General features: G+C 70.0%; 11 protein-coding genes. 10 read left to right on the top strand and 1 reads right to left on the bottom strand.

What is annotated here, in order from left to right; translation table 11 throughout:
* Positions 1-2: 2 nt before the first annotated feature.
* From OH768_RS52110 to OH768_RS52065, 10 genes are all read left to right on the top strand, one after another.
* A complete protein-coding gene (locus OH768_RS52110; protein WP_406464566.1) occupies positions 3-956 on the top strand; it encodes a carbohydrate ABC transporter permease in 954 nt (317 codons plus the stop codon).
* On the top strand, positions 953-1,846 hold the full coding sequence (locus OH768_RS52105) for a carbohydrate ABC transporter permease (protein ID WP_406464565.1): 894 nt from the start codon (positions 953-955) through the stop codon (positions 1,844-1,846). Before OH768_RS52110 ends, OH768_RS52105 begins: the two co-directional genes overlap by 4 nt.
* A gap of 26 nt (positions 1,847-1,872) precedes the next feature.
* Complete coding sequence (locus OH768_RS52100; RefSeq protein ID WP_406465792.1) at positions 1,873-3,003, top strand: ROK family protein; 1,131 nt, start codon at positions 1,873-1,875, stop codon at positions 3,001-3,003.
* A gap of 34 nt (positions 3,004-3,037) precedes the next feature.
* Entirely contained in the window at positions 3,038-4,564 is a 1,527-nt protein-coding gene (locus OH768_RS52095) for a GMC oxidoreductase (RefSeq protein WP_406464563.1), read from the top strand.
* Between the two features lie 14 nt (positions 4,565-4,578).
* Positions 4,579-5,190, top strand: coding sequence for a nucleoside deaminase (locus tag OH768_RS52090; protein ID WP_406464562.1), 612 nt, complete (start codon positions 4,579-4,581; stop codon positions 5,188-5,190).
* Positions 5,187-6,125, top strand: coding sequence for a sugar phosphate isomerase/epimerase family protein (locus tag OH768_RS52085; RefSeq protein ID WP_406464561.1), 939 nt, complete (start codon positions 5,187-5,189; stop codon positions 6,123-6,125). The genes OH768_RS52090 and OH768_RS52085 overlap by 4 nt, the downstream gene beginning before the upstream one ends.
* A complete protein-coding gene (locus OH768_RS52080) occupies positions 6,122-6,895 on the top strand; it encodes a TIM barrel protein (protein WP_406464560.1) in 774 nt (257 codons plus the stop codon). Before OH768_RS52085 ends, OH768_RS52080 begins: the two co-directional genes overlap by 4 nt.
* 149 nt (positions 6,896-7,044) lie before the next feature.
* On the top strand, positions 7,045-7,398 hold the full coding sequence (locus OH768_RS52075; protein ID WP_406464559.1) for a DoxX family protein: 354 nt from the start codon (positions 7,045-7,047) through the stop codon (positions 7,396-7,398).
* Positions 7,399-7,800: 402 nt separating this feature from the next.
* Positions 7,801-8,637 carry a PIG-L family deacetylase gene (locus OH768_RS52070; protein ID WP_406464558.1) on the top strand — a complete coding sequence of 279 codons (837 nt, stop codon included), beginning with the start codon at positions 7,801-7,803 and terminating at the stop codon, positions 8,635-8,637.
* Positions 8,638-8,831: 194 nt separating this feature from the next.
* Complete coding sequence (locus OH768_RS52065; RefSeq protein ID WP_406464557.1) at positions 8,832-10,730, top strand: glycoside hydrolase family 5 protein; 1,899 nt, start codon at positions 8,832-8,834, stop codon at positions 10,728-10,730.
* A 227-nt stretch (positions 10,731-10,957) separates the two neighbouring features.
* Here the strand turns inward: OH768_RS52065 and OH768_RS52060 are convergent, their stop codons facing one another.
* A complete protein-coding gene (locus tag OH768_RS52060; RefSeq protein WP_359611141.1) occupies positions 10,958-11,482 on the bottom strand; it encodes a peptidoglycan-binding domain-containing protein in 525 nt (174 codons plus the stop codon).
* Positions 11,483-11,507: the final 25 nt, after the last annotated feature.

Raw genomic sequence — 11,507 nt, 5'->3', positions numbered from 1 at the left:
CGATGACCACCACCCTCACCCCCCGGGCGCCGCGCACAGGCCCGCGCGGCCTTCCGGAGACGGCCCCCGCGCGCCGTCGCCACCGGAGCGTGCGGCGAACGGCTGTCGCCTGGCTGTTCCTGACCCCGTTCATCGTCGTGTTCCTGCTCTACACGGCGATCCCGACCGTGGCCGCGCTCGGCTTCAGCCTCACCGACCTGCACGGCGCGGATCTGCGGCATCCCTTCGCGGTCAACTTCACCGGTCTGGAGAACTATCTCCGGCTGTTCCAGGACCAGACCTTCCTGCGGGACATCCTGAACACCGCCGTCTTCGTGGCCGTCGGTGTGCCGCTCACCATGGGCGTCGGATTCGCGCTGGCCATCGCGCTGAACTCCGGGATCCAGCGGCTGCGCGGTCTCTTCCGCACCGTGTTCTTCGCACCGGTCGTCACCAACGTTGTCGCGGCCGCCCTGATCTGGCAGTACGCCTTCAACCCGAGCGGCACCGTCAACAAGGTCCTCGGCGCGGTCGGTTTCGCCGGACCGAACTGGCTGGACGACCAGCATCTCGCCATGCCCGTGGTCATCCTGCTCGGCGTCTGGCGCAACTTCGGCACCGCGATGATCCTCTTCCTCGCCGGACTCCAGTCCATCCCGCGGGACGTCTACGAGGCCGCCGCCCTCGACGGGGCAGGAAAGTGGCGGCAGTTGAGGCACATCACCGTTCCCCTGCTGCTGCCCACCACCCTCATGGTGTCGGTGCTGCTGACCGTCTTCTACCTCCAGGTCTTCGACGAGCCCTACCTGCTCACCAACGGCGGCCCGCTCGGCTCCACCGAGTCCGTGGCGCTGTACACCTACCACCAGTTCGGGGTCGGCGAGTTCGGGGTGTCCTCGGCCGCCTCCTTCGTGACCCTGGTGCTCGTGGCCCTGGTGAGCATCGTCCAGTTCCGATTGCTGAGGCCCCGCGCATGACCGCCGTCACCGCGTCGGAGAACACCGACATGAACACGCGCACCACGACTGCCCGACGTGCCGTACGGACGCGGCCCGTTGCCCGGCCGCTGCTCTACGCCGCACTCGTCCTGTGCGCGCTGCTCACCCTCCTCCCGTTCCTCTGGGGGATCAGCGGCTCGCTGCGCAGCCTCGACGAGATCCGCTCCGACCCCGGTTCCCTCCTCCCCCACCACGTCACCCTCGACAACTTCACCCGGCTGTTCAGGACCCAGGGCTTCGGCCGGTTCATGGTCAACAGCATCGTGGTCGCGGCGATGGTGGTGGTCGGCAACATCGTGGCGGCGTCAGCCGCCGGCTACGCGCTCGCGAAACTCGAATTCGCGGGCAGGCGGCTCGCGTTCGGCGCGGTCATGGCCGCGATGATGGTGCCGTTCACCGCGGTGTTCGTCCCGCAGTTCGTGCTGACCGTCGACATGGGCCTGGCGGACACCCTCGCCGGTATCGCGCTGCCCAGCCTGGCGATGCCGATGTCGGTCTTCATCATGCGGCAGTACGCGTCGTCGATCCCCGACGAGTTGCTGGAGGCTGCCCGCATCGACGGGGCCGGCGAGTTCCGCATCTTCTTCCGGATCTTCCTCCCGCTGGCCGGCCCGGCGGTCGCGACGATCACGATCATGTCGTTCCTCAACTCGTGGAACTACTTCATCTGGCCGCTCATCGTCGCCCAGAGCACCTCCAGTTACACGCTGCCGGTGGGCCTCGCGGCCACCAGCCAGGCGGCGGCGCACGTGACCGACTACGGCCTGATGCTCGCCGGTGCCGTCGTCGTCATGCTGCCGGTGCTCGTGCTCTTCCTGTTCCTGCAGCGGTACTTCGTGCAGGGCATCGCCGGAACGGGAATGAGGTGAGCCGGCTGAAGACCGCGACCAACGGCATGAACCAGAGCGCCGTCCGCCGCGTCAACACGTCGGTCATCCTGCGCGCGTTGGCGGTGTCCGCCGGACCGACGACACTGACCGAGCTCGCCGAGCAGGCCGGACTCTCCCGCCGTACCAACGAGCTGATCCTCGATTCGCTCATCGAGGCCGGCTGGGTGACCGAGCTCGACCGCGTGCCGACCAGCGGCTGCGCCGGCCGCCCCGCCCGCCGGTATCAACTCCGCGCGGAACACGCCTTGTTGGCGGCGGTACGCGTCAGCACCCTGGACGTGTCCGCGGTAGTGGCCGATGTCCGCGGCCGTATCCTCGGCCGGGCGCACCGCCCGTTGCGCGCCTACCAGGATCCGCAGTCCACGCTCGACGACGCGGCGGCCCTCGTACGGGAGGCACTCGACGACGCGGGCGGCTCGCCCGACCGGCTGCGCGCCGGTGCGGTCGCGGCCGGTGGCGCGATCGACGACGAAGGTGTCGTACGACGCCTGGTGCACACCACACGGTGGGAGGGCGTGCGTCTGCCGGAGGAGCTCGGGCGGCGTGTCCGGATGCCCTGGTTCGCCGACAACGACACCAACCTCGGTGCGCTGGCGGAGCGTTGGCGCGGCGTGGCCGGTGACCACGACAACGTCGTCTGGGCGGTCCTCGGCAACCGGACCGGCCTCGGCATCCTCATCCGGGGCGCCGTGCACCGGGGCCTGGACGGGGCCGCGGGCGAGATCATCGAGGCGCACTCGATACCGGTCGGCTCGGTCGAGAACCGCCCGGTCGCCTGGCTCACCTCACCCGAAGCGGATCAACGCCGGGTCGCACTGGACCGCTTCGACGCGGCCCGCACGGGGGACGCGGAAGCGCTCGCCGAGGTCGACGAGTTCGTCGAGAACATCACCTCGATCCTCACCACCCTCTCCTGGACGATCGCGCCCTCGCTCATCGTGCTCGGCGGCGGTCTGGAGGACGCGGCCGACGTGCTGCTGCCCCGCGTCCGTGAGGCGATGCGCGTGGCCCGTACCCCCGCGATCGAGCTGCGTGCCACCAGCCTGGGCCGCGACGCCGCGCTGATCGGCGCCGTGAAGCTGGCACTCGACCGCATGGACACCGAGCTGTTCGGCCCGCTCGTCCCCGGCGCGTAACTCCCCCCACACCAGACGACTTTGGAGTTCCTCTGTGACCGACACCCCCCGCACCGGCGTCCTCGTCGTGGGCAGCGGCATCATGGGATCCGCCGTGGCCCGGCTGCTGCGGGACAGCGATCCGGGGCTGCACATCACCATGGTCGACGGCGGCAGCGTCATCGGCGAGCGGCCCGGGCTGCACCTGCACGACGTCGACGACCCGGTCCTGTGGTCGCGCTACAACGAACAGGTCGTCAGCGGCATCCAGGGCATGTACACCGGCGCCGAGGTGGTGCGCGAGGCCGCGGACAGCCTCACCGGCCTGACGCCCGGCATGTTCCACGCGCTGGCCTTCGGCGAGGACGCCGAGGCGATGCCCGCGACGGCACTGGCGTGGAACGCGGGCGGCATGGGCGTGCACTGGACCGCCGCGACCCCGTGGCCCGCCGGAGACGAGGTGTTCGACTTCGGCGACCCGGCCGGATGGGCGGCGGACCTGGACACCGCGCGCCGACTGCTCGCCGTCACTCCTTCCCCCATCGGCCCGACCGAGGTCGGCCGTCTGGTCCTCGACGTACTGCGAAGGCGCTACGACGGCACCGCGCCGGCCGACCGGCGCCCGCAGCCCATGCCCATGGCCGTCAAGCCGACGGCAGCCGGCCCCATGCCGCGCACCGCGCCGGGGACGATCTTCCCGCCCATTGCCTCCGGCGGAGACCCGGCGTTCACCCTGCTGACCGGCACGCTCGCCACCCGGTTGCTCGTCTCGGCGGGCCGGGTCAGCGGCGCCCGACTGCGCCGCGTCGCCGACGGCACGGAGACCGAACTCCACGCGGACACCGTGATCGTGTGCGCCGACGCACTGCGCACCCCGCAGTTGCTGTTCGCCTCGGGCATCCGCCCCACAGCCCTGGGCCGCCGGCTCAACGAACACGCGTTCATCACCGCCCGCGTACTGCTCGACCTGGACCGGTTCGGCATCACCCTCGACGACCTGCCCCTGCCGCGCACCGGCGAGTTCAGCACGGACTCGCTCTGGCTGCCGCAGAACGGGACAGCACAGCCCTTCCACGGGCAGATCATGAACCGGACGTACGTCGACGGGGACGGCCGCCCTCTCGCGCACGCCGTGGGCCTCACCTTGTACGCCCCTGTCGAATCGCGCCCCGAGAACCGCCTCGTCTTCTCGGAGTCGGAGACCGACCTCGCCGGACTGCCGCGCATCCGCGTCGAGTTCGGCTACTCCGACGCCGACCGCGCGCTCATCGACCGGGCGTTGGCCGAAGTCCGTTCACTGGCCGAGGAGTTCGGCCCGTTCGACCCCGCCACCGAACTCGCACTGCTGCCGCCCGGGTCCTCTCTCCACCTGACCGGCACCGTCCGCTCGGGCACCGCCGACGACGGGACCAGCGTGTGCGACCCGGACGGCCGGGTGTGGGGTTACGACAACCTGTACCTCGCCGGCAACGGCGTGATCCCCACCCCGATGGCCGCCAACGTCACCCTGACCGGCGCGGTGACCGCCGTACGGGCCGCCCGAGCCGTTGCCACCCGTACCGCGCCGCTCGCCGCGCGCTGAAAGGAAGTTCGACCGTGATCAGCACAGTCAAGGAGTACCGCGTGGCGCTGCCGGCCTGGATCGACGACGAGTTGGCCGACGTGCCCGCCGTCGTCCCCGGCCGCGAGGACCGGATGCGGCTGGTGCACAGGCTCGCGGACCGCAACTGGCGGGAGGGCAACGGCGGTCCGTTCGCGGCCCTCGTCGCCGAGCGCGATACCGGCCGGATCGTGTCGGTGGGCGTGAACGTCGTCCTCACCTCCGGCGTCTCCAGCGCACACGCGGAGGTTGTTGCGCTGGGCCTTGCCCAAACAGCCACTGGTAGCTGGGACTTGGGCGCCGAGGGACTGCCCGCCCACGAGCTCGTCGTCAACTGGCGCCCCTGCGTCCAGTGTTACGGCGCCACGATGTGGTCCGGGGTGCGCGGCCTCGTGGTCGCGGGGGACGGCCCGGAGCTGGAGGAGATCACCACGTTCGACGAGGGCCCCCTCGGCGCGGACTGGGCCGAGCAGTTCGAGGCGCGCGGCATCGAAGTCGTAGGAGACGTGCTCCGGGACGAGGCGCTGGCCGTGTTCCGCAACTACCGCCAGGCCGTGGACGCGGCCGACGGGATCGTCGTCTACAACGCCCGCGGAGGCACCGAATGACCGCCACGACACCGCGTTTCGCCACCGACGTGATCACCTTCTACCACCCGGACTTCTGGGACCTCCCCTCCGCCGACGCCGTGCGCGACCTGGCCCTGGCCCAGCCCGAACGCTTCTGGGCACGGGTGATGGACGCGCTGGTCGAGGCCGGTGTCACGGGCATCGAGCTGACCTTCGCGCCGGGCGACATCGAGTCGGCCCTGCGGGCCTTCGGCAGCGCACCCGCCTTCCGCCGCGAACTGGCGGCCCGGGGGCTGTCCGTCGTCAGCGCGTTCATCGCCGACAGTGACGCCCCCGGCTGGCGGGACGGCGCCAGTCTGCCCGCGATCGTCGCCGACGGCGAACGCCGCGCGGCCTTCCTCGCCGACGTGGGCGCGGAACTCCTCGTAGCCGGCCTGCCCATGCGGACGACCTTCGGCACGCGACCGCCCTTCTTCGTCGACGCCGCGTACATGACGCGCATGGCCGACATCGCGCACGCGGTCGGAGAGGCCGTATCGCATCTCGGTGTGAAGCTCGCCTTCCACACGGAGTCCAACAGCACGCTCTGGTACGAGCGGGACATCGACCTGTTCATGGCCCTGACCGACCCGCGTTACGTCTGGCTGTGCCCCGACTCCTGCCACATCGCCCTCGGTGGCGGCGACCCGGTGGCGGTGGCCCGCCGCCACACCCCACGCATCGCTCTCGCCCACTGGAAGGACGCGGTCAAGCCCATCGACGTCGAACTCACCATCGACGAAACGGTCTTCACCCAGCAGCAGCCCTACATGACCGAACTGGGCACCGGCATCGTCGACTGGCAGGGCTGGGCCGACGCCATGTCCCGCACCCCGGGCGCCGACACCGTACTCATCGAACTGGACGAGGCAGCCGACCCGGTCGCCGCCCTCCGAGCCGGAACGGCTGTGGCGAGGAAGGCGGCCCGCCCGTGATCGACTTCTCCGCCTGCGTCGAGCTGATGTTCCTGGAAAACGAGCGGCCACTCGACGACCGCGTACGCGCCGCGGCCGACTCCGGGTTCCGCGCGGTGGAAATCTGGGAGTGGTGGGACAAGGACCTGCCCCGCCTCACCCGCGCCCTGGACTCCACCGACACACGCCTGATCACGCTGTGCGTCGAGTCATGGCGGGACAAGTGCGACCTGGGCGACCCGTCGTCGCACGACGAGTTCCTCAACCGCGTCCGGGCGGCCGCCGGCGCGGCCCGACAACTGAACACACCGGGGCTCGTGGTCCTCGCCGGGGACGTCGTCCCAGGAATCGAGCCCACCACCCAGCTCCGCAACACGGCCGAGGTGCTCGCACGGGCGGGAGAGGAAAGCAGCGGGAAAGGCCTCGAACTGCTTGTGGAGGTCGTCAATCGCGCATACGAGGGTCCCCATGCCTTGCTCTCCGACTCACGGTCGGCACTCTCCCTCCTGCGCGCGGTCAGCCTCCCGAACGTCCGCTTCCTCTACGACCGCTACCACGCCATCCTCAACGGCGAGCCCCTCGGAGCCGAGATCCAGGACGCCATGCCGCTGATCGGTCACGTCCAGGCAGCCGACATCCCGGGCCGCCACGAATTCGGCACCGGGACCGTCGACTGGGCCACGGAACTCGCCTGGCTCCAAAAGGCCGGCTACGACGGTTACGTAGGAATCGAAGCGACACCACTCGGCGACAGCAGCCACGTCTACGCCGCCGCCCGCGCCCTCCTTTGACAGCTGCGGGACTGCGGGGATCGAGGTCATCGGCACACGAGGCCGCTGCCCATCGATGTCACAAAACCGGGGCGCCGGTTCGTCGTCCAGGAGATCGGCATCCCGCAACGGGGTGCCCAGGACGCTGTCCCCACGGAACCGGAGAAAACGTGTTCGCCGCCTACCTCACGGTCACCCTCCTCGGCGCGGTATTCAACGGTGCCGCCGCCGTCACCTACCTGATCGGCCATGAATACCCCAAGACGCAGGCGGACCTGAAGGGCATACCCCGGAAGTGGGTACCGGTGCTGGGCATGCTGCTGGCAGCGGGCACCGTGGGACTGCTGGCCGGGCTCGCCGTGCCGCTCCTGGGAACCCTCGCCGCTTCCGGGCTCGTGCTGTACTTCATCGGCGCGATCATCGCCCACGTGCGGGTGGGCTCCCGCAACATCGTCGGCGGGATCGTGTTCCTCGCCACCGCGGCGGCTGCCCTGACTCTGGGCCTGCTGCACCACGGCGCCTGACAGTTTCCAGGGATGCGCACGAAAGCCCGTCGGACACGCAAGCCCGCGGCCCGCCCGAGGCCCCTGCCAACCCGCTCACGGCGGCGGCCGCTCGGCGCAGGCGCACTGACCCTCGCGGCGGTGATCATAAAGAGACTGTCCCGGACCGGTGTCACAGAGCCCCCGGCGCTCACACGCCGGCTTTCCGCGCGTCAAAAACGCCGACGCCCGGAAAGCCAATCGGCCACGCCGGGAACAGCCGGTCCGGTCGGCGCGGTTGCATCGGCCGAGGGCCCGGCGCCGTACGGGCGGGGAACACGGAGACCGCGAGGTCGTCCGCCCCACCGGGATTCGGGCCCCAGGATGGTGGTACACCCGCCACGCTCCGTGGACCGCGACGTATTTTCTGTTGGAGGACTTCTCATGACCGACCGGCCCTTGACGCTCATGGCGGTACACGCCCACCCCGACGACGAGGCCACGACAACCGGGGGGGTTCTCGCGCGGTACGCGGCGGAAGGCATCCGCACGGTGCTCGTGACCTGTACCGACGGCGCTTGCGGTGACGGACCCGGAGGTGTCAAGCCGGGCGATCCCGGCCACGATCCGGCGGCGGTCGCCCTGATGCGCCGCCAAGAACTCGAAGCGAGCTGCGAGGTCCTGAAGATCAGCGATCTGGAACTGCTCGACTACGCCGACTCCGGAATGATGGGCTGGCCCAGCAACGACGCCCCCGGATCGTTCTGGCAGACCCCCGTACAGGAAGGCGCGGCCCGGCTCGCGGACCTCATGCGGCACTACCGGCCCGATGTGGTCGTCACCTACGACGAGAACGGCTTCTACGGCCACCCCGACCACATTCAGGCCCACCGCATCACGATGGCGGCGCTGGAGATGGCAACCGAGCTGACACCGAAGGTGTACTGGACCACGATGCCCCGCTCGATGATGCGGCGGTTCGGCGAGATCATGCGCGAGTTCCACCCCGACATGCCGGAGCCGGATCCCGCCGAGGCCGCCGCGATGGCCGAGCTCGGCCTCCCCGACGACGAGATCACCACCTGGGTGGACGCCACCGCGTTCAGCGGTCAGAAGTTCGACTCGCTGGCCGCGCACGCCAGTCAGGGCGACAACATCTTCTTCCTCAAGATGGGCAAGGAGAGGTTCGGCGAGCTGATGGGCATCGAGACCTTCGTACGTGTCCAGGACGCAACCGGTACGGCCGTACCCGAGAACGATCTCTTCGCCGGACTGCGCTGACCTGTCCGTCCGCCCGGCCGGGAAGGCGCAGCGTTTCCGCGTGTCTCTTGGCCGGGCATGGGCGGGCGCAAATCGAGTGCGCGCTTTGTCCGTCGACGGGTTCGCAGGTCACGGGTAGTGTCCCCGGACGGCTGCTGCGGGACTTCGAGAGCGCTGCCGTCTGTCGGGATCGGGATCTGCACGGAGGGCACCCCATGACCAAACTTGTCCGGTACCTGACACTACTCGTGCTGGGCCTTTCCCTGCTGTTCCCGTCCACGGGGGCAGCCTCCGCGGCCCCGATGACCCCCACCGCGCCCGCCGCCGAGAGCTCCTGGCAGCCACCCCTGTCCACACGCGGGCGCTACATCGTCGACGCGAACGGCAACCGCTTCCGGCTGAAGTCGGCCAACTGGGACGGCTCCCAGGGCTCCTGGACCGGCAGTGGCAGCGAGGCCGACAGCGCCAATCACCACGCCGGGCAGAACTCCTACGGCATCCCCCTGGGCCTGGACCGCGTGCCCCTTGCTCAACTAATCGCCGACTTCCACAAGTTGGGCATCAACAGCATCCGGCTGCCGTTCTCCAACGAGATGATCCACGACACCACCGCCGTACCGGACGCCGCGGTGGCGGCCAACCCGCAGTTGCGCGGCCGGACGCCGCTCGGGGTGTTCGACGCCGTGGTCTCCGCACTGACGTCGGCGGACTTCGCCGTCATCCTCAACAACCACACCAACACCTCCCGTTGGTGCTGCGGGATCGACGGCAACGAGCGATGGAACAGCAGTCAGTCGACCCAACAGTGGGCGGACGACTGGGTCTTCATGGCCCGCCGCTACGCCGCCGACCCCCGTGTGGTGGGAGCCGACCTCTACAACGAGGTACGCCGTGACGTCTGGGACGACCCGAACTGGGGCGGCGGCGACGCGCACGACTGGTACGCCGCCGCCCAACTCGCCGCCGACCGCATCCTCACCGAGGCCGACCCGAACCTGCTCATCGTCATCGAGGGCATCAACTGGACCGGCCTGCCCATCGACGGCTTCGCCCACGGCCGCCCCCTGCTCACCCCCGCGCGCACGCTGTCGCACACCCTGGTGGCCACCCACAAACTCGTCTACTCGGCCCACTTCTACGGCTATACCGGCCCTCAGCACAGCGGTGCCACCGGCATCGGCGAGACCAGTGACCCCCGTTACCAGGACCTCAGCCGCGACGAACTGTTCCAAGCCCTCTACGACGAGGCGTTCTTCGTCTCCCAGGACAACGGCAAGCACTACACCGCCCCCGTGTGGATCAGCGAGTTCGGCATCGGAGCGGGCGAGACCAACGCCGCGGCACGCACCTGGTTCGGCAATGTCACCGACTACTTCGCCGACCACGACGCCGACTTCGCCTACTGGCCTCTGGTCGGCTGGCAGGGCCACGACGACTGGGCCCTGCTGCGCTACGACACGGACGGCACCCGGCACGGCCTCCTGGACGACGCCGACTGGCGCGCCGCCGGGTGGCAGCGGCTGATGTCCACCGCCTCGCTCAGCGGTCCGGTCGCCCCGGTCCCCGGCTGGCAGATGCTAGCCACCGACCACGGCGACTACGTCCAGTCCGTGCGGGTGCGCGCCACCGGCGACTGGGACCCGGGCGCCTCCAAGGCGGCCTGCCCGGACGGACTGCGGCTGATCGGTCTCGGGCACACCTCGGGCCGAGGACTGTGCACGGACGTCACCGCGGGTAACCTGCGCGCCGCCGACGGCGCCCAGACGGTCGTCACCGACGAACGCAACGTCCCCCAGGGCGGCGACTGGGCCTCCGGATACACCAAACTCCAGTGCGCCCAGGGCCAGTTCCTCATCGGCTACAGCCACCGGGGTGTGCGGACATCGGCCGCCCTCTGCGCTCCCGCCGGTACCGCACTCGCGGGAGCGGGACACACGGTGTGGTTCGACCGCTCCGACAACCGGCCCGGCGACGCCGCCGGCGGTGACTTCGCCGTCGGCGACTACAAGGGCCAGTGCGCGGACGACGAGTATGCCGCGGGCATCGCGTACACCACCCGCACCGGCAGCTCACCGGGCCCTGCGGCCCTGCTGTGCCGCAAACTGGTGCACTGACCCGCACAGGAGACCACGGCGACGCTCTGGGGTGCGGCCGCCGTGTCCGTGACGATCACGGACCGGCGGCGGGCGACCGACTACACCTGAGTCGCCCTTGGTCCGTGATCGTCGCCGTCACATTCGTCACGGACACGTTCTCCCAGGCGAACGTCGGCTGATCCACTGCCGCCACACAGCTCGCCGAGCAGTCCTGGCACGGCCGACCCCGTCCTCGCGGGGACTGCCTAGCAGGTGCGGTAGTTGTATCCGGCGATGCGGCCGGCGCCGGCGCCGTCCAGGAAGTGGTAGTAGCCGTCGCTGTCGCGCGTGACGTCGATGATGAACTCGGTGCCGATGTACCGGGCCACGGTGCCATCGAATCCGTTGGACGAGTTGCGCAGCCAGTTGCCGGCCGCGGTCCAGGTGTTCTGCCCGGCCGAGCCGTCGCTCGTGACCTGGAACTTGGTCTGCCACCTCGCGGTCGCGGCCTTGGTGGTGGGCCCGAAGTCGCCGTCGATGTCGGAGGCGGTGAGTTCGCCGTCGGCCCACAGGACCTTCTGCCACAGGCAGGTCGCGTTGGACGTGGTGTTGTGGCTGGTGTCCACGATGCCCTCGTTGTCCCAGTCGTCGGTGAAGACCCCCGCACCGTAGACGTAGGCCAGGCCGCTGTAGGTACCGCTCGCCGACGCGGGGCTGGCGCTCAGGGCGATGACTCCGGCGGTCAGGGCCGCGATGGTGCCGGCGGTCGCCTTGGCTCTCTTCGAAAACACGCGAGTTCCTCCTGGTTCGGGCGGT

It is taken from the genome of Streptomyces sp. NBC_01622 (assembly GCF_045209635.1).
Taxonomy (GTDB): domain Bacteria; phylum Actinomycetota; class Actinomycetes; order Streptomycetales; family Streptomycetaceae; genus Streptomyces.
Note: the sequence above shows the minus strand (reverse complement) of the source record. Positions and strands in the feature narration are given on the sequence as shown.